This is a genomic window from uncultured Roseobacter sp. (assembly GCF_947499265.1).
GTDB lineage: Bacteria > Pseudomonadota > Alphaproteobacteria > Rhodobacterales > Rhodobacteraceae > Roseobacter.
Genome location: NZ_CANMNK010000003.1, coordinates 223,800 through 242,910, shown reverse-complemented (window position 1 = coordinate 242,910; position 19,111 = coordinate 223,800). Strand labels below are relative to the sequence as shown.

Sequence of the window (19,111 nt, the reverse complement as noted above, 5' to 3'; positions counted from 1 at the left end):
CTAAAACAGGGAAACGGCGAGTCGCTGGCGCTTTTGCGGCTCACCTGTTGCCAGACAAAAAATGGCGCCGAACCGGGGGGTTAAATGTGCAGGCAACGTGGATGAGTAGGGGATGGGTGTGTAACCGATCCTTGATTGCGGCGTCGATGCTGTTGCTGGGCACGCCCGCGCTGGCGCTGGATGTCGATCTGCAAGGGGCGCTGAGCGAAGAGTTGCGCACCGACATCGAGGGCGGCTCACTGCTGATTGAGCAATCCACAGCTGAGACGGAGATGACGCCGCAGGAATTGGTGTCCATCGCGCAAGCCGATTACAAACGCATTTTGGCCGTCCTCTACGACTATGGGTATTACGGTGCGGTCATCGGCATAAAACTGGACGGGCGCGAGGCCTCCTCGATCAAATCCGTTTCCCCACCTAGCAGCGTTTCGCGTGCGGACATCAGCATCACGCCCGGCAATCAGTTTCGATTTGGCACCGCAGAGGTTGGCCCTTTGGCGCCCGGTACAACTCTGCCGGAGGGGTTCAGATCCGGTGAAACCGCCAAGCTGAGCCTGCTGCGTGATACCGTCAGCGCCACGACCAACGCTTGGCGTGACCGGGGCCATGCCAAGGCCAAGCTGGAGAGCCAGCGCCTGACCGCACGACACGCCGAGGGGACCCTCAATGCCACCCTGCGGCTCGATCCGGGCCCAAGGCTGCGGTTTGGGGATCTGAAAGTGGCGGGCAATAGTGCTGTGCGCACCGAACGCATTCTGGAAATTGCGGGATTGCCCACTGGCACGGTCTACTCGCCGGATGAACTGCAAGACGCGGCAAATCGATTGCGGCGCACGGGAACTTTCAGTTCTGTTGCGATGATCGAGGCCGAGGAGGTGGGGCCGGGAGATGAGCTTGGGATCACGGCGCGGGTCGCCGATGACAAACCACGCCGCTTTGGCTTCGGTGGGGAAATCTCGACCATCGAAGGGCTGTCGCTGAGCGCGTTCTGGGTGCACCGCAACCTCTTTGGCGGCGCAGAACGGCTGCGCGTTGAGGCGGAGATCGAGGGCATTGGCGGGGACACCGGCGGCACCGACTTTCTGCTGGGCGCACGCTACCAGCGCCCTGCGACCTTCAATGAAGATACCGACCTCTATATTCTCGGAGAGGTCGAGCAGCAGGATGAGATCAATTTCTTCTCCCGTCAGGCGACCATCGGAGCAGGCATCGAGCGTATCGCCTCCGACAAACGCACCTACAGGCTTGGGGTTGCGCTGCGCCGCGCCAACACCCGCGATGCCTTCGGCGATGATCAATACACGCTCTTCATGGTGCCTGCGGGCACGACCTTTGATTATCGCGACCGGATCCTGGACGCGCGCAAGGGCTATTATCTGAACGCGGATCTCACGCCCTTCTATGCGCTGCAAGGTGCGGACAACGGGCTGCTGACCTCCGTCGATGCCCGCGTCTATCGCACCATCGGGGACGTGCGGACGACAACCTTTGCCCTGCGTGGGCAGCTTGGTTCCGTTCTGGGGCCGAGCCTCTCCGATGCACCGGCGGATTTCCTGTTTTATTCGGGCGGCGGCGATACCGTGCGCGGCCATGATTACCAATCCTTAGGCGTCGATGTCGGTGGCGGTCAGATCGTCGGCGGGCGTTCCTTTCTCGGCCTGTCCGCCGAGGTGCGATTTCGCAGCGCGGGCAGTCTGGGCTATGTCGGTTTCTTTGATGCGGGCTATATTGGAGATGAGTCCTTTCCAGACGGATCGGGCGAATGGCAAAGCGGTGCGGGCGTCGGTCTGCGGTATGACACGCCGATCGGGCCCATCCGACTGGACGTTGCGGTGCCCACATCGGGGGATGATGATGGGTCATCCTTTCAGGTATACATCGGCATAGGACAGGCATTTTGATGCGTTTTCGCTGGATCATAGTTGGGTTGCTCGTGGTGTTTGTGGCGGGGCCCCTCGGGTTGGCTGCGCAAGAGGGTGAAGACGACGGCGGTTTTCTGACCCGCACCCTCGAAGATCTGCTCTCGGGGGCTGGTCGTGAGGTCAACATCACCGGGTTCGCCGGGGCGCTGAGCTCGGAAGCCTCCTTTGAGCGCATGACCATCGCGGATGACGAAGGCATCTGGCTGACGCTGGAGGATGTGAGGCTGAACTGGAGCCGGCTGGCGCTGTTGCGCGGGCGCTTGGAGGTGGACCGGCTGAGCGCGGCTTCATTGGATTTGCCGCGCCTGCCGGAGGTTGAGGAAACCACCGAGGTGCCTTCAGCCGAGGCGTCGGAGTTTGCGCTGCCTGAACTGCCGGTCTCTGTCGATATCCAGCTTTTCGAGGTGGCCCGCATCGATCTGGGCGAACCCATTCTGGGGGCAGCGGCGGCCCTGGGCGTGCAGGCGTCTGCGCAGTTGAACGATGAGGGCGCATCCATCGATCTGACCGCAAACCGGGTGGACAATGCGGAAGGCACCTATGTGATCAAGGGCGGTTTTGCCCGCGAAGGGGCGCAGATCGACGTCCAGATCGAGCTGGATGAGACCTCCGGCGGCATCGCAGGGCGGATGATGAACCTGCCGGGGCAGCCCTCCATCGACCTGACGGTAGCAGGCACCGGCCCGCTCGATGATTTCACGGCTGATATCGCGCTGGCCACGGATGGGCAGGACCGCGTCGCGGGGCAGGTGATCCTGAGCGCGCTGCCGGTGGAGACCGAAGGCGCCACGCCGGACAGACGCATTCGCGCCGATCTTGGCGGTGATATCACCGCGCTGGTCGCCCCGCAGTCTCGCGATTTCTTTGGTACCGACGTCAGCGTGCAAGTGGATGCTGTGCGTGCGGCCGATGGGGCCCTTGATGTGTCCGCCTTTGGCCTTGATGCCAAAGCGGTGCAATTGGCTGGGACCGTAAGGCTCAATGCCGAGCAATGGCCGACCTTCATCGATGTGGATGGCGAGATCGCGCAGGCGGATGGGCAACCGGTCCTTTTGCCGGGATCGGATGTGGCAACGACCGTGCAATCGGTTGCTTTGAGCGTCGATTTTGACGCGGCCAAGGGCGATGCATTCCGGGGTGACTTCGACATCGTCGATTTTGCGCGGGAGGGTATCCGTTTCGACGAAACGGTGCTGGCCTTGGACGGCACGCTCACGGGAGAATTGGGCGCTGTTGGCCGGTTTCTGGGGGATCTCGATCTGACCACGCGGGGTCTGGAACTGGATGATCCAGAAGCGGCACAGGCCTTGGGACAGAACATCGAAGGCAAGGCAAACATCGACTACGTCGAGGGCGATCCTATTCGCATCACCGGGCTGGAGCTTGCGGGTGAGGATTACGGGCTGGGGGGCGACATCATCATCGAAGGGCTGGAAGACGGCTTCCCGACCCAGCTGGACCTTTCGGTTCAGGCCGCGGAACTGGCGCGTTTCGCCGGGTTGGCGGGTCAGCCCATTGCCGGTGCTGCCCGGCTCGATGTGGCGGGGAACGTCACACCGCTCAGCAGCATGTTCGATCTCAGCATCCGCGGCACCACCCGCGATCTGAAGGTCGATGTCCCGCAGGCGGATGCCGTTCTGGCAGGCCTGACCGCCCTGACGCTGCAGGCGCGGCGCGACGCAACAGGCACCTATGTCGATGACCTCTCGCTGACCAACGACGCGCTCAACGTCACCGGGGACGTGAAGCTGCAAACCGATGACAGCGACGTCAATGTGCTGGCGCGCCTGAACGATGTGGCGTTGGTGCTGCCGCAGTATACCGGCCCGGTCAATCTGGATGCGCAGGCGACGCAGGATGCACAGGGGTGGATCGTGGATGTGCTGGCACAGGCCCCCTATGACAGCGCCTTCAGCGTGAAGGGCAGGGCAACGGGGCCGGAAACGGATGTGCTTTTCAAGCTGTCTGTTCCGGAAGTGCAGCCCTTGGTGCCTTCGATCAACGGCCCGCTGGATGCCAATGGGCGCGTCTGGCTGACCGCGGATGGGTATAACGTGGACGTGGATGCAGGCGGGCCGTTCCAATCCGAGGTCAGCGTCGCGGGCCTTGCCACGGGACCGGACGCGGCCGTGGCCTTTTCCGCGGCCTTGCCCAACATCGGCGTGTTTGTCCCTAAGATCACCGGCCCGTTTTCGATCGACGGGGATGCGCGTCGGGACGGCAGAAATTGGCAGATTGATACCAACGCGCAAGGGCCTGCGGGCACGCAAGCGGAAATCGCCGGTCTGGTGGCCGAAGACGGCACGCTCGATCTGGGCATTGTGGGATCCCTGCCGCTGGGCCTCTCAGAGCCGTTTTTGCAGCCGCGCAGCCTGCAGGGGCAGGCGCAGTTTGACCTGCGCGCCGAGGGCGCGCCCGGGCTGGATGCGGTGTCTGGCACGATCACGACCCGGGGTGCCAGTTTCGCGGCCCCGAACTTGCGGTTGGCTTTGGTGGATCTGGCGACCGATATCAACCTCTCGGGGGGCCAGGCACAGATCGATGTGACCAGTGCGGTGGAAAGCGGCGGTCGCATCGCGGTGGGTGGGGGGCTGAACCTCACCAGCCTCGCAGCCGATCTGGACATCGATCTCGACAGCGTCGTACTGACCGACCCGCGGCTCTATTCCACCCTGATCAGTGGGGACATTGGTGTCGCAGGCCCCTTGACCGGCGGGGCACGCATCGACGGCACCATCAACATCGGCGAGACCCTGATCACTGTCCCCTCCACCGGGTTGACCAGCATCGGTGAAATCCCCGACATCGTGCATCTGGGCGCGCCGCGTGCTGTCACATCGACGCGCGCGCGCGCCGGCGTGATCCCGGAGCCCGAAGCGGCGGGGGGCAATGGCGCCGGCAGCGTTTATGGTCTGGGCATTCAGGTGAACGCGCCCAATCGCATCTTTGTCCGGGGCCGGGGGATCGATGCCGAACTGGGCGGGGGCCTTGAAATCACCGGCAATACCGCGCGGGTCATCTCCGCCGGTCAGTTCGATCTGGTGCGCGGGCGGCTTGATATTCTGGGCAAACGTTTTGAGCTGGACGAGGGATCGATCCAGTTCCAAGGCGATCTTGTGCCCTATATTATCTTCAGAACCACCTCTGATACCGAGGATGGCTCTGCCAGTATCACCTTGAATGGTCCGGTAAATGAACCCTCCGTGTCCTTTTCATCCGTTCCGGACGGTCCACAGGACGAGGTCCTGTCGCAACTGCTCTTTGGTCGGAACCTCAGTGAAATTTCGGCATTTCAGGCCCTGCAACTGGCGAGCGCTGTGGCCGAGTTGGCCGGGCGCAGCGGTGCGGGGGTTGTCGGCAGTCTGCGCGAAGGCTTCGGGCTGGACGATTTCGATGTGACCACCACCGATGACGGCGAGGCGGCGGTGCGCGCTGGCAAGTATCTGACGGACACGATTTATACGGATGTGCTGACAGGGGGTGGAGAGACCGAGTTGTCGATCAACCTTGAACTCACGGACTCGCTCAAAGCGCGCGGGACGGTCGAAAACGATGGCAATACCGGTATCGGATTGTTCTTTGAACGCGACTATTGACGCGCGCGCATGGGGCAATTCAGTTTTCGGGTGCGAAATGGCCGAATTGCCCACGTTTGAATAGGAGCCCCGGCGCGTCTCCCTCTGCCAGAAAGACATGGCGCACCTCGCCCAGGATCATGGAGTGATCGCCCGCCGGGTGAACCGCATATCTGCTGCAATGAAATTCGGCGAGGCAGCCGGAGAGCCGCGGCGCGCCCAAAGGTCCCGTGGACCAGTCGAAAGCCTCAAACCCATCACCCTTGCTGGCAAAATGTCGGGCAAGATCAAGCTGGTCCGCGCTCAGCACGTGAATGCAAAACCTCTCAGCCTCGACAAAGGGCGCGTGGCGGCGTGACGCCACCGCAGGGGACCAGAGCACAAGGGGTGGCTCCAGCGAAACGGACGAAAACGAGTTTGCGGTGATGCCAAGCGGACCCTCATCGGTTTGCGTGGTGATGACCGTGACCCCGGTGCCAAAGCAGCCCAGAGCGCGGCGCAGATCGCGCAACCGGTCTGAGGTCGGCGCAAAATGCGGCGGTTCAGACAGCATGCTGCGCTGCTTTCAGGAAACTGGCTTTGGCTGTTGGCATCTCATCATGTCCCGTCCTCTAACCCTTGGGAGGTAACGCGCCGCCCTTGAGCGGCAAGGCAAATGTGATTGGTCAGGCAGATCGCGGACGTCGCTGACGGAGACGAAACAGGCGGACCCCAAGCCGGGTCGGCCTTATGATCCATTCGACCTGACGGGCTCTAACCCTTGTTCATGCGGTTTTCGATGAGGTCCTCCACGACGGAGGGATCTGCAAGCGTGGAGGTGTCCCCCAAGGCGCCGAAATCGTCCTCGGCGATCTTGCGCAGGATGCGCCGCATGATCTTGCCGGAGCGGGTCTTGGGCAGACCAGGGGCCCATTGGATCAGATCGGGGCTTGCAATTGGGCCGATTTCCGTGCGCACCCAGGTCCGCAGCTCCTTGCGCAGCTCTTCTGTCGGCTCCTCGCCCCCCATCAGCGTGACATAGCAGTAGATGCCTTGCCCCTTGATATCATGCGGGTAACCCACCACGGCGGCTTCAGCGACCTTTGCGTGGGCCACCAGCGCGCTTTCGACCTCAGCAGTGCCCATGCGGTGACCGGAAACGTTGATCACGTCATCGACACGACCGGTAATCCAATAGTCGCCTTCGGCATCCCGTTTGCAGCCATCACCGGTGAAGTAATAGCCTTTGTAATCGGCGAAATAGGTCTTCTCAAACCGGTCGTGGTCACCCCAAACCGAGCGCATCTGTCCCGGCCAGCTGTCGGCGATGCAAAGCACGCCCTCAACGTCATTGCCGTGAATTTCCTCGCCCGTTGTCGGCTCCAGCACAACCGGCTTGATGCCAAAGAAAGGTTTCATGGCCGAGCCCGGTTTCATAGCATGCGCGCCGGGCAGGGGGGTCATCAGGTGGCCGCCGGTTTCCGTCTGCCACCAGGTGTCGACGATCGGGCAGGTGCCCTTGCCGACCACCTCATTGTACCAGTTCCAGGCCTCCGGGTTGATCGGTTCGCCCACGGTGCCGAGCAGCTTGAGACTGCTCAGATCGCATTTCTCGACAAATTCAGTGCCCTGACCCATCAGCGCGCGAATGGCGGTGGGGGCGGTGTAGAACTGGTTCACCTTGTGCTTGTCACACACCTGCCAGAAACGGCTGGCATCGGGGTAGGTGGGCACCCCTTCGAACATCAGCGTGGTCGCGCCATTGGCCAGCGGCCCATAGACGATGTAGCTGTGCCCAGTGACCCAGCCCACATCCGCCGTGCACCAGTAGATGTCGCCATCATGGTAATCAAAGGTGACCTCGTGCGTCATCGCCGCATAGACCAGATAGCCGCCGGTGGTATGTACCACGCCCTTGGGCTGGCCGGTGGAGCCGGAAGTATAGAGGATGAAGAGCGGGTCCTCCGCCCCCATCTCCTCCGGGGCGCAGTCAGCGGAGGCTTCTGCCGCCAGCGCGTTGTAATCATAGTCGCGCCCGTCGACCCAGGTGGTCTGCCCGCCGGTGCGTTTGACCACGAGGCATTTCACCGTGTCCGAACAGTGCAGCAATGCCTGATCCGCATTTGTTTTCAGCGGTGTGGCGCGCCCGCCGCGCGGGGCGTGATCTGCGGTGATCACCACCTTTGCGTTGGACCCGTTGACCCGTGCGGCCAAAGCATCTGCAGAGAAACCGGCAAAGACAATCGAATGAATGGCCCCGATCCGGGCACAAGCGAGCATCGCATAAGCCGCCTCGGGGATCATCGGCATGTAGATGATCACCCGGTCGCCTTTTCCAACGCCCAGATCCTTGAGCACATTGGCCATTTTACAGACGGCACTGTGCAGCTCACGATAAGTGATGTGCAAGGCGTCCTCATCGGGATTGTCGGGCTCCCAGATGATCGCGGTCTGATCGCCGCGCGTGGCCAGATGCCGGTCGATGCAATTGGCCGCGACATTCAGCGTGCCATCTGAATACCAGTTGATCGAAACGCTGCCCAAGGTGTAGTTGACGTCCTTTACCTGTGTGAAGGGCTTCATCCAATCGACCCGTCCCGCCTGAGTGCGCCAGAAACCTTCAGGGTCCTGGATGGATGCGGCATACATTTCTTCATATTTTGCAGCGTTCACATGGGCGTTGGCGGCCATTTCAGCCGAAGGTGGATAGGTTTTGGCAGATGGGGTTGCGTCGGACATGAAGGCTCCTCCCTTGGGTCGTGACATTCTGAAAGAGCGGCCAGGCCGTGAATGCGCTTTGCGGCATCTTTCTCCTCCGAGCGGGATCATAGCGCGATTGGAAAAGAAGGGAATAAGGTGCAGAAATATAAGGATTTCGCTGTAAACATTTTTCCCGGATGTGGCTGGCGTCTGTAAACTGATGGCCAGAATTGCGATTTTGCCCCTGTTTTCTGGCCTTTGACTGTCAAATCTTGCCGGTTATGAGGTGCCAGGGCTTGGCGGGAGGCGGTCTTCATCCCCATTCTGCCTGCCGATGTCCTTCTTCATGCCGAATTCTGCGCAGAATCAAACGTGGCGCCGGGCACAGGAGCACCGCTGCCATTCAGGGCTTGGCACTGCGTGCCGGCTTGGGTAGCTTTGCCCCAAGCGTGCCCGACCTGAGGCACGTCATAAGGGAGAAACCAAATGAACAAATATCTTTCCGGCGCCGCCGTCGCCGCGATCAGCTTTGCATTCGTATCGGAAGCCGCTGCAACAGAATGGAATGTTTCTGTCTGGGGCAAACGTCGTGCTTTCACCGAGCATGTTGAAAAGCTTGCCGAGCTGGTCTCGGAAAAGACGGGCGGCGAATTCACCATGAACATCAGCTATGGTGGCCTGTCAAAGAACCGCGAAAACCTCGATGGCATCTCCATCGGCGCGTTTGAAATGGCGCAGTTCTGTGCGGGCTATCACCGCGACAAGAACCGCGTGATCACTGTGCTGGAACTGCCGTTCCTGGGGGTTGAGAACCTGGAGCAGGAAGTGGCCGTCTCCTCAGCGGTCTATGCGCACCCCGCCGCGGCCGAAGAGATGGCGCAGTGGAATGCCAAGCTGCTGATGACCTCACCGATGCCGCAGTACAACCTTGTGGGTACCGGCGATCCTCGCGATGAACTGGCCGAATTCGACGGCATGCGGGTGCGCGCCACGGGTGGGCTCGGCCAGGCGTTTGAAGCAGTAGGCGGTGTGCCCACCTCGGTGACTGCGACCGAAGCCTATCAGGCGATGGAAGGCGGCGTTGTGGACACGGTCGCCTTTGCCCAGCACGCGCACCTGAGCTTCGGCACGATCAACCAGGCCGATTGGTGGACCGCCAACCTCAACCCCGGCACGGTGAACTGCCCCGTTGTGGTGAACATCGACGCTTATGAGGCGCTGAGCGATGCAGAGCGGGAAGCGCTCGACAGTTCGGTGGCCGAAGCATTGGATCACTATCTGGCCAACTATGGCGAGCTACTCAAGCGCTGGGACTCGGTGCTGGAGGAAAAGGGCGTCCAGAAGGTCGAGATCTCGGATGAGGTGATCGCGGAATTCCGTGCCAAGGCCGCAGATCCAATTCGCGATCAGTGGATTGCCGATATGGAAGCTCAGGGCCTCCCCGGTCAGGAACTTTATGATCTGGTCGCCAAAACACTCGAAGAAGCCAAAGGCGGCAGCTAAAGCCAATGGGCCGTCCTTAAAGGGGCGGCCCGTTCAATAATAAAGGGGGTAGGGCGATGGCAGGTTCCGCTGCGGTGCTCGAAGATTCCAGTCTGCTCAGTCGGCTGGACCGTGCATTGTTACCAATCGAAAAATTCTGCGCTCTGCTCAGCGGGGTTGCAATCTTTTCGCTGATGTTTCTGGCGGCCTACTCGGTCACCGGGCGCAAATTCTTTGCTTCACCCATGGCTGGCTACGTCGATTACATCGAAGCGGCGATGCCGATCATTGCGATCATGGGCGTGTCCTACGTCCAGCGGGATGGCACTCATGTGCGCATGGACATGCTGGTCAGCGCGCTCAAGGGGCGCGTTCTGTGGTTTTTCGAACTGGTTTCGGTTTTGCTGATCCTGGTGCTGATCGTGGCGCTGACCTGGGGTGCCTGGGATCACTTCGACCGCTCCTTTGACTGCGCGCGGCCCTTATGCAGCCGTGACAGCTCCATCGACATCGGTCTGCCGATCTGGCCCTCTAAACTGGTGGTGCCCATCGCCTTTGCAGTGCTGTGCCTGCGGCTGATCCTGCAGGCCTGGGGCTACGGGCGCGCACTGATCTTGGGGCTGGAAAACCCGGTGGCCGTGCCTCTGAACCTCAGCGTTGCGGAACAAGCGCGTCTTGAGGCCGAAGCATTGGATGGGGCGGACTGATGGAACCCATTGAGATTGGATTGTGGGTCAGCGGTGGCCTGTTGATGTTCGTCGTGCTGGGCATGCGCGTGGCCTTTGCCGCCGGGCTGGCGGGTTTTGTGGGCCTCGTGTGGCTGCGCTGGAACGGCTTCGACTATGATCCGGAGCGCTTCTGGAAAGCGGTTGAGATCAGCGTCAAGGTGGCCGGGCTGACGCCGCACTCCAAAGTGTCGGCGCAGGTGCTCAGCCTGATCCCGGTGTTCATCCTGATCGGCTATCTGGCCTATTACGCCAAGCTCACCACGGCACTGTTCACCGCCGCCAAGCGCTGGATCGCCTGGGTGCCGGGGGGGCTCGCGGTCTCCACCGTCTTTGCCACGGCGGGGTTTGCCGCTGTGTCGGGCGCGTCGGTCGCGACGGCAGCCGTTTTCGCCCGCATCGCCATCCCGGAGATGCTGAAGATCGGCTACAACAAGCAGTTTGCAGCAGGCGTTGTCGCGGCTGGCGGCACGCTGGCCTCGCTGATCCCGCCCTCCGCCATTCTGGTGATCTATGCGATCATTGTGGAGCAGGACGTGGGTAAATTGCTGCTCGCAGGGTTCCTGCCGGGCATGTTCTCCGCTGTGGTCTATGCCGCGCTGATCATCGGCATTGCCGTGATCTTCAAGACGGTGGGGCCACCTGTTGGCGGCTTCACCTGGCGCGAGCGGCTCGAATCCCTGCCACCGGCACTGCCCATTCTCGCCGTGGTCGTGATCATCATCTTCTTTGTCTACAACCCCTTTGGCGATGCCTGGGGCACCCCGACCGAGGGCGGCGCCATTGGGGCCTTCATCATCTTCCTGATGGCGCTTTATCGTGGCATGCGATGGGCACAGCTGAAGGATGCGCTGTTGGACACGGCGAAGCTGACGGTGATGATCTTTTCGATCATCTGGGGGGTGCTGATCTACGTGCGCTTCCTGGGGTTCGCCGAATTGCCAGAAGCCTTTGCCGATTGGATCACTTCGCTGGAAATGTCGCCGATGCTGATCCTGATCTGCATTCTGCTGGCCTACGCGGTGCTGGGCATGTTCATGGATGCGATCGGGATGCTGCTCCTGACGCTGCCTGTGGTCTACCCGGCGGTCATGGCGCTGAATGGCGGTGAGATGGTCAGCGCCGCCGACAGCGCCTTTGGCATGTCTGGCCCGATGTGTGCCATCTGGTTTGGCATTCTGGTGGTCAAGATGGCGGAGTTCTGTCTGATCACACCACCCATCGGGCTCAACTGCTTTGTGGTGGCGGGCGTGCGCGATGATCTGACCGTGCAGGATGTGTTCAAAGGGGTCACGCCCTTCTTTGTCGCTGATGCCATCACCATCGCGCTGCTGGTGGCCTTCCCGGGCATCGTCCTGTTCCTGCCCTCCCTCGCGGGGTAGTCCCGCGTGGGGGGATCAGGGGTCCTCTGTATGTGCCGCTTTGCTGTCGTCCGGGGCCTGCTCCCGGTCGAACATGCCGTAGTCGCGGATCACGCCCGCGACCCTTAACCGGTAGCCGGCAAAGACACCGGCGCGCCCGTCCCGTTGCGCGCCGCGATGCGCGCTGAGCGTTCGCCAGCGCATCACCGCCTCTTCGTCCTCGAAGAACGAGAGCGACAGCAGCTTTGCCGGGTCTGTCAGGCTCTGAAACCGCTCAACCGAAATGAACCCCTCAACCTCCTCCAACATCGGCCGCATTTTCGCGGCGATCTTAAGGTATTCCTCTTTGCGCCCGGCGGCGGGCTCGACTTCGAAGATAACGGCGATCACTCTGGCTCTCCATGTGGCGCGGACGCCAGTTTCAAAAAGGTGCGATCTTCGCGCAGCAGGAATTTTTCCTTTTGCGCAAAGGCATAGTTTTCCTGGCCCAGAGGATCCGCCGCCAAACGCTGGCGATAGTCTTCGTAAGCCGCGAGGCTGGGAATGTTGTAAATCCCATAGGCCAGCGTCGATGATCCCTCATGCGGCGCGAAATAGCCAATCAAATCCGCGCCAGATCGCGGGATCGCTTGCCCCCAATTGCGGGCGTACTGCGCAAAGTGTTCTCTTTTCGTGGGGTCGATGTGGTAGCGGATGATGCAGGTCAGCATGGTTGTCTCCAATTTTAGCGTGCCCGGTAATACCGGATTGATTGCATTGAACGGTTCGATTATGATCGAACTATGAAAGAAGGCCCTGATATCGCCCGCATCGCCGCGCTGATTGGTGATCCCGCGCGCGCCAACATGCTGACGGCGTTGATGACCGGCAAGGCGCTGACCGCGACCGAACTGGCCGCAGAGGCGGGGATCACCAGTCAGACCGCAAGCTCTCATCTGGCCAAGCTCGACGCGGGCGGATTGCTGAGACCGCTGAAGCAGGGACGGCATAAGTATTTCTCTCTGGCCAATGACGACGTGGCGCAGGTTCTGGAAGGGTTGATGGGCTTGGCGGCCAAATCGGGGCATTTGCGGACCCGCACGGGCCCCAAGGACGCCTCCTTGCGCAAGGCACGCGTCTGCTACAATCACCTCGCGGGTGATATGGGCATTCGGATGTTTGACAGCTTCATCTCGCGCGGGTTTCTGGAAACTGCGGACGAGGCATTGCTGTTAACCGAAAGCGGCAGCGCTTTTGCCGAGCAGTTTGGGATTGATGTCGCGACCCTGCGTTCCGCAAAGTCGCCCCTGTGCAAGGAATGCCTGGATTGGAGCGCCCGCCGGTCCCATCTGGCAGGCAGCCTGGGGCGCGCGATGTTTTCTCAAATTGAAAGCCGCGGCTGGGCCAGACGCGCACCAAACAGCCGGGCGGTGATCTTCACCCCTCCCGGCGAAAAGGCATTTGAGGCGGAATTCACCCTGAAGGCGGGGTGAGTGCCAAAGGGACACGCTGTTGTCGCTTTGAGCCTTGCGCGGAAAGCGAACAGTGCCGCTCTCCACGCGTTTTTTAGACGCCTATTTGGCCAAAATCGTGCCAATCGCAACGCCGAGCAATGCGGCACCAAGATTGCCATTGTTGTTATTGTTCGACTTTCTGCTCGTGCCCTTCCGCGCCGTCGCTTGCGGTGCAACATAGGGGGTGTAGCGCCCCTCGGTTTCCGAGACCAATAGCTGGTACTGCGGGCGGTTCAGGTAGCCGGTCGGTGTCAGCCCTTTGCTAAGCTGCCAATTCGTGATGCCGGTGCGGGTTTTTCCGCCCCACTTCCCATCAACGCCGCCAACGTTATTGCCGGTTGCATTCAAGCGCGCCTGAATGTTGCCCCGGAGTGTCCGATCCAGATCGAGCTGGGCTTCGGTTGCCTGGTTCGCGGGCAAACTGCGCAAAGAAGCCGATATGGGCAGTACCAGAGGACCGGCCTCGTTGATTGCAGCGCTTCTGGAGTTTTGCGCTGAGTTCACTGCGGGTTGTTGCGTACGGGCGGCGGCGACCTCAAACCCACCATTTCCCGAGCCTTCGAGCTTCCGGATCATGCGCCGGGCGTTGTTGGCATAGAGCCCCTGCGGGAAGCTCTCAAGATAGGCGCGATAGTCCTCCGCATCGCCGGTGTCACGGGCCAGATCGAACAGCATCTTCTGCTCCTCCAGCATCCGACCTGCAACCGGGGCCGTGGCGGTTGCATTTGCGCTTGCGGTCACGTCGTTCTGGATCGGCTGCACACGGTTGACAGGGTTCAGCATTACCGGACCGGTCAGGGAGACGTTCAGCCACGGGCGTTGCTGCTCTTCGGTGGCGTTATAGACATCACCGGTGACACGGGTGAAGACTTCTGCGATGTCAGTGTTTTCAGCATCCAGATGCCGCAAGAGGGCGGACGTAAAGGGCGAGTTCACACCTTCGCCGTCCAGCGCCACCTGACCGGGGCTGGTGGCGAATGCAATGGCCATGCCTTTGCCGCCGGTGTGCACTTTCATTTCTGCAAGACCATTTTGCACCGCAGCGGACCTGGTGCTGCCCAGCGAACGGGTCAGGTTTGCCGACAATGGATTGTCGCGGCAAGCGTCAAGAAACACCAGGTTGACAGCATCCGACAAGGACATCTGGCGGGTTACGAAATCCACCGGTACAGCCTCGAAGTCCAGCGAGGTTTCGTCAGCGAACGCGGCGTCTACCGGCACCAGATAATTCACCCCCTCCACGGCCATGCCATGCCCTGCATAAAAGAAGATGTTGACGTCGCTGCTCCGGGACGCGCGACTGAAATCGCGCAGGAGCCGTTCCATCCCGATCTTATCGAGATCAAATCCCGTGTAGGTCTCAAACCCCAAAGACTGAAGCTTTGAGGTCATGGCCTTGGCGTCATTGACCGGGTTTGCCAGTGGCGCCGCATGCATATATGCGCCATTGCCGATGACCAAAGCGATTTTGCGCTCGGTTGATGCGTTTGCCGTCATTGCTGCTGCAAAAAGGACAATGCAAGCCGTAAAAATGAATCTCAGTTTGTGCATTTGGTTTCTCCTTACGCTCGCATTACGACAGCGGTTCAAGATTGATGATTTCGACACGCCGGTTCAGCGGGTTCATGATGTTGGTCGGGTCCATTGGGCGGGAAATGCCATAGCCCAGCGGAATGAGCTGGCTGGCGGGCACTTCGTAAAAGCTCGTCAAATGCTCCACGACCGTTTGCGCGCGGCGCTCCGAAAGTGTTTGGTTATACGCGACATCACCGCGACCGTCGGTATGTCCGACCACCTGAAACGTCATACGCGCAAGCCGCGGGTCCAGCAGGGCCTTTGCGAGAGAACGCAATGCGATCATACCGTCCGTTGTCAGATTAGCAGACCCAAGATCGAAGTTAACGGTCAGGCTGACCGATGGAAGATCCACGGTGGGCGGCAACGGCCCCTGAATATTTATCCCGCGTTTGGCGACAGAAGACATGGATCGCACTGTCGGACCAGTGTTTTGCGGCACCAGCTGGCCAATAATGCTCTGGCTGTCGAAGAAACTCTGCGCGCTCGCCTGTTGCGGCGGCAACAGCAGCAGAGCAAATACAAAAACTAGTATTTTGGATCGCATGACATTTTCTCCTTATATGTGTGCACAGTCGGGAATGAATTAGGGAACAACAGTGAGGTGCAGGACCTCGGCGGAAATCTCACGGCGGCCACGGGACAGGCTGTACTCGTCCTCAAGGCTTTCTCTCAGTAGCTGCAGGTAAAGGGCATGATCCACGTCGCGATCAAATGCACCTGTCGCGCCGCGCTCCAGAGCCTCAAGCGCGTCGATTGGACTGCGTGATGCGATCCCGATGATGGCTTCGGTCCCAGCCGGGGCAGAGGCGGTATAGGTCTGCCTGCCGTCGCGACCGTCACCAAACCGCAAAACTGTGCTGGGCGGATGCTGTTCGCGTATCAGAGACCGCCGCGGCGCCAGATTGACCACGGCCCCGTTCGCCTGCAGATAAGCAAGATAGAAAAAGCTGTAGAAATCCGGCGTCTCTATCTCGAAAGCAAGACTTTCCTCAAAGGCGATCCTTGTTTTGTTGGATAGCATCCGTATTTTGGGCCGATCCTTCGAGCTGAGCGGCAGCTCCAGCGCCTCAAGCGCTGAACAAACCGGGAAGGGGCGTTCGATCACATTGGCGACCGTCGCTGCCCCAAACTTTGCTTTCAGCTCTTCCGCATCCACTGCGTCCTTGACGTGACCATCCAAAGTCAGGCGACCATCAGGGTTCATCACCCAAAAGAGATTGGAACATTCAATTGGAAGTTCGAAACGCACGCGGGGGACGATGTTTCTTGCGCATGTCACAAGGCGCTGTTTCGTCTGCGCGTCACCGCGCGCCAGGTTCGGAACTGCAACTGCTGTAAATTCGTCCTGGCAACCACGATCCGCTTCCAGAACCAAAGGGTGATCCGCGATATCGCGCGCCACGTCCGGGACAATTACAGGACTGCCCGCCTGTCTTATCGTTGCATTGCGCCCGGTAATCGTGGAGCGCTGCAGTTCGGTTTCCCAGGCTGAAAGCGCGGCTTCTGTATCATCGATGGCTTTTTGCATTTCGATGATTTTCCGATTGGCCTCATTCACCATGCCGGAAATAGCACGTAGCGCATCGGTTTGCTGCGAAACGGCAGCAGTGGGGAGGAGCAACAGGCCGATCAATGCGGCGCGCTCCAATGCCCTCAGAGGTTTCGATATCACTCGCACCACTGCGCGGCCTCTCTGTAGCTTCTCATGCTGATCCGAAAACTGCTGAGGCTCTGGCGCGCGCGCGCGTACCGCGCGTCGATGTCCAACGGGCTTCCATCTGCCTCTGCCACGCCGTCATCCGGCCAGCAGGTCTCAAGATGGTAGACCATGTCGCTGAGTTGAGGGCGGGAGACAACACTCAATTGCGACTGTGACTCCTCGAGCATGCCTTGCATGAAACCGGGGCAATTGCCCTGTTCGTATTGTTCTTTCAACGCTGTGAACGAGACCATTGTTGCAGAAACCTTACCAACAATATCTTCCAGATTGTTGAAATAGGCATCCAGTTCAGCCGGAGTGTTATGTCCGTATTCGCTATCTAAAAAACACAGCGGGTTTAATCTCAGGCGTGTCCCCGACTGGATGGCCGCAACCTGTGTTTCATCATCTCTCTCGACGCTTGTTGCAGGTGCCAACCCATTGGCTGAGGCGCCGAATTGCAGTAATTCAACTTGCTGACTGATATCTTCGATGATGCCATCTATTTCGGTCATGTCGAGCAAGGACATCTGGGTTTCAATTGCCGGTTGTGCCGTTGCGGGAATCGCAAAAGCCAATAAAGCAAAAATGCTTTTTATCGCTGCCGGACGACTCAACATGAAATATCCACGCCACCCCCCAAATGGATGAAATAAAAGAATCAATTGTCAAATTTCATTAACTCTACAATATTCTTAAGAAGTAGGTGCGGCAAATTATTTGATGGCTTTGTAACGTGGTTTTAAAAATGATTACTCGAGCGTGCGTAATAGGAGCAATTATTGCTACTTTACCGGGACTTGGTGCGCGTGCTGATAGCCTTCTGGACAGTTTCCAATCGCCCTTCGAAAACTTCGATTGCTCCTCCGCGCCGGTGCTCGAAAGATTGAAATTCGATGGCTGTCAATTTGGCTATCTCACGTTCGATCTGCCGACCTATCTTGAGGAGCGCAAGGCAGCGCAAGCGGCCCGGGTTGAGGAAGAAGAAGCCCGGGTTTGGGCATGGTTTGCTGGGCCGCCCACAACTGAGGATTGCGCCTTGTTGCCGGCGCTTGAGCGGGCGAAGTTCAGTGAGCAATGCGATCCACAGACCGCAAGCACCGATGCGCTCAGTCTGTTTCAATGGGAACTTGAGCGGTTGCGGGGACAGCGTGACAGCCTCGCGTCCCGTATATCCAGCCTCAGGCAGGAGTATGAGCGCTTGCAGGCGCGTCAGGAAACCATTGGCTTCAGCCCAAGGGCTTCTGAGGTGGCATTCGCCGACTTCACGGCTGTTTTGGCCGCACTTGATGCGAAACTGTTGCAGGTCGAGGCGATCACGCGGTTATCGCTTGAATTGGAACGCCAATCTGACCTGCCGTTTGGCCAGGTACGGCAGCTTTCGCTGGTACTTGCGCCAGCAAATGTCGTGATGACTGCGGACGCAGATGGTGTGGAAGAATTGGGTAAAACAGCAGCAGATGGGGACCAGGTTATCGTGATCGATGCCGATACCGATATTGCCTCAAGCCTGCTTCTTGTGCACCCTGAACTGGGTTTGGTCTATGCAAACAAGGCCGATTTTTATGCGGATTAAGGGAAATACGATGTCATTTAAGTGCTTTGGACGTAGGCTCATGCGCAGCGTTTTGTTGGTGGGGCAGGCGCTGGTACTGGCGTCCGCCACCAGCCTGGCAGCCAGTGATCAGGATGACGAGCTCTTCCTGACGATTACCGCGGGCTCGCAGAACGGCACCTATTATCGTTTTGCACAGGAAATAGCTGAAATGCTCCCGGGTGTTCGCTTTGAAATTGTCACCAGTGAAGGCTCAGTTCAAAACCTGCGTCGACTCATCGGGTACGAAGGGCAGGCCGAACAACAGTTTTTCCAACTTGCTTTGGTGCAAGCTGATGTGCTGGATCAATTACGTTCTCGTGCGGCCGGAAATGGTGTGCTTGAAAGCATTGTCGACCGTATCAAGGTGGTGATGCCGCTTTACGGTGAAGAAATTCATATATACGCGGAGCGCAATCGCGAGCTGAATACCATCGAAGATATCATTACGCAGGATGTCATCGTGAACGCAGGTGGCGAAAAAAGTGGCACCAACCTCACCGCGCGCTGGCTGTTTGAACAGCTTGGATATGCAGACGCGACCCAGGATTGGACGAATTTTTCAACAGAGGCGGGATTGCCCGCGATGGGAGCTGGCTACGATATTCTGTTTGATGTGTCCGGTGCGCCCAGTTCCACCGGGAGTTCAATTCAGGAAAGCCAGGAACTCAAACTGATCCCAATTACAGAGTATGGAACGCTGCTGGACAGTCAGGAATCGCCTTATCGAACCGCCGTTCTGACGCCTAAACAATATCCTTGGCTCACTCGTGATGTGCCAACGCTGGCTGTTTCCGCCCTGTTGGTGACCTTCGACTATGACGAAAACAATCCCTATTGCGACCTCATCGAGCGTCTGACCCGCGCAATTGCCGATGGGTTGGCTGCACGTCAGGACCCCACCACCAACAGCCACCCGAAATGGCGGGAAGTCGATCTGGTGAATGCGGGCAATCGCAGGGATGTCTACAAATGCGCCCAGCGGGCGCTGAACGGGCGCTGA

The 19,111-nt window shown here is 59.5% G+C and carries 16 protein-coding genes; 8 read left to right on the top strand and 8 right to left on the bottom strand.

All coding sequences use genetic code 11. The annotated features are described in order from the left end of the window. The first annotated feature begins 101 nt into the window (after positions 1–101). Complete coding sequence (locus Q1A63_RS09305) at positions 102–1,901, top strand: BamA/TamA family outer membrane protein (protein ID WP_298971059.1); 1,800 nt, start codon at positions 102–104, stop codon at positions 1,899–1,901. After that, positions 1,901–5,518: a translocation/assembly module TamB domain-containing protein gene (locus tag Q1A63_RS09300; protein ID WP_298971061.1), complete on the top strand. Its 3,618-nt coding sequence runs from the start codon at positions 1,901–1,903 to the stop codon at positions 5,516–5,518. Before Q1A63_RS09305 ends, Q1A63_RS09300 begins: the two co-directional genes overlap by 1 nt. Before the next feature lie 19 nt (positions 5,519–5,537). On the opposite strand, the gene Q1A63_RS09295 is transcribed toward Q1A63_RS09300, so the two are convergent. Both Q1A63_RS09295 and acs read right to left on the bottom strand, forming a co-directional pair. Further along, positions 5,538–6,050, bottom strand: coding sequence for a flavin reductase family protein (locus Q1A63_RS09295; RefSeq protein WP_298971062.1), 513 nt, complete (start codon positions 6,048–6,050; stop codon positions 5,538–5,540). Positions 6,051–6,250: 200 nt separating this feature from the next. Continuing rightward, a complete protein-coding gene (gene acs / locus Q1A63_RS09290) occupies positions 6,251–8,215 on the bottom strand; it encodes an acetate--CoA ligase (protein WP_298971063.1) in 1,965 nt (654 codons plus the stop codon). Between the two features lie 447 nt (positions 8,216–8,662). Between acs and Q1A63_RS09285 the strand changes: the two genes are divergently transcribed. Genes Q1A63_RS09285 through Q1A63_RS09275 form a run of 3 tightly spaced genes read left to right on the top strand, consistent with a single transcriptional unit; the run spans position 8,663 to position 11,765 of the window. Then, on the top strand, positions 8,663–9,679 hold the full coding sequence (locus Q1A63_RS09285; RefSeq protein ID WP_298971066.1) for a C4-dicarboxylate TRAP transporter substrate-binding protein: 1,017 nt from the start codon (positions 8,663–8,665) through the stop codon (positions 9,677–9,679). 56 nt (positions 9,680–9,735) lie between these two features. Continuing rightward, positions 9,736–10,365 (top strand): TRAP transporter small permease, encoded by a 630-nt coding sequence (locus tag Q1A63_RS09280; RefSeq protein WP_298971069.1) that lies wholly within the window; start codon positions 9,736–9,738, stop codon positions 10,363–10,365. Next, a complete protein-coding gene (locus Q1A63_RS09275; RefSeq protein ID WP_298971071.1) occupies positions 10,365–11,765 on the top strand; it encodes a TRAP transporter large permease in 1,401 nt (466 codons plus the stop codon). Before Q1A63_RS09280 ends, Q1A63_RS09275 begins: the two co-directional genes overlap by 1 nt. Before the next feature lie 15 nt (positions 11,766–11,780). Here the strand turns inward: Q1A63_RS09275 and Q1A63_RS09270 are convergent, their stop codons facing one another. Together Q1A63_RS09270 and Q1A63_RS09265 are read right to left on the bottom strand one after the other, a co-directional pair. Then, positions 11,781–12,134 carry an antibiotic biosynthesis monooxygenase gene (locus Q1A63_RS09270; RefSeq protein ID WP_298971072.1) on the bottom strand — a complete coding sequence of 118 codons (354 nt, stop codon included), beginning with the start codon at positions 12,132–12,134 and terminating at the stop codon, positions 11,781–11,783. Further along, entirely contained in the window at positions 12,131–12,454 is a 324-nt protein-coding gene (locus Q1A63_RS09265; protein ID WP_298971073.1) for an NIPSNAP family protein, read from the bottom strand. The genes Q1A63_RS09270 and Q1A63_RS09265 overlap by 4 nt, the downstream gene beginning before the upstream one ends. Positions 12,455–12,526: 72 nt before the next feature. Here Q1A63_RS09265 and Q1A63_RS09260 point away from each other — a divergent pair, with 72 nt between their 5' ends. Beyond that, entirely contained in the window at positions 12,527–13,216 is a 690-nt protein-coding gene (locus tag Q1A63_RS09260) for a winged helix-turn-helix domain-containing protein (protein ID WP_298971075.1), read from the top strand. Between the two features lie 81 nt (positions 13,217–13,297). Here Q1A63_RS09260 and Q1A63_RS09255 read toward each other — a convergent pair whose 3' ends face one another. The 4 genes from Q1A63_RS09255 to Q1A63_RS09240 all read right to left on the bottom strand — a co-directional run bounded on the left by Q1A63_RS09255 (position 13,298) and on the right by Q1A63_RS09240 (position 17,134). Further along, positions 13,298–14,734 carry a caspase family protein gene (locus Q1A63_RS09255; protein WP_298971076.1) on the bottom strand — a complete coding sequence of 479 codons (1,437 nt, stop codon included), beginning with the start codon at positions 14,732–14,734 and terminating at the stop codon, positions 13,298–13,300. A gap of 76 nt (positions 14,735–14,810) precedes the next feature. Then, complete coding sequence (locus Q1A63_RS25640) at positions 14,811–15,359, bottom strand: OmpA family protein (RefSeq protein WP_366142103.1); 549 nt, start codon at positions 15,357–15,359, stop codon at positions 14,811–14,813. Positions 15,360–15,398: 39 nt separating this feature from the next. Further along, positions 15,399–16,487 carry a hypothetical protein gene (locus Q1A63_RS09245; RefSeq protein WP_299631312.1) on the bottom strand — a complete coding sequence of 363 codons (1,089 nt, stop codon included), beginning with the start codon at positions 16,485–16,487 and terminating at the stop codon, positions 15,399–15,401. After that, positions 16,484–17,134, bottom strand: a complete 651-nt coding sequence (locus tag Q1A63_RS09240) for a hypothetical protein (protein WP_298971080.1) — start codon at positions 17,132–17,134, stop codon at positions 16,484–16,486. Before Q1A63_RS09240 ends, Q1A63_RS09245 begins: the two co-directional genes overlap by 4 nt. Before the next feature lie 116 nt (positions 17,135–17,250). On the opposite strand from Q1A63_RS09240, the gene Q1A63_RS09235 reads away from it, so the two are divergent. Both Q1A63_RS09235 and Q1A63_RS09230 read left to right on the top strand, forming a co-directional pair. Further along, positions 17,251–18,090, top strand: a complete 840-nt coding sequence (locus Q1A63_RS09235; RefSeq protein ID WP_298971083.1) for a hypothetical protein — start codon at positions 17,251–17,253, stop codon at positions 18,088–18,090. A 40-nt stretch (positions 18,091–18,130) separates the two neighbouring features. Further along, positions 18,131–19,111 (top strand): TAXI family TRAP transporter solute-binding subunit, encoded by a 981-nt coding sequence (locus Q1A63_RS09230; protein ID WP_298971085.1) that lies wholly within the window; start codon positions 18,131–18,133, stop codon positions 19,109–19,111.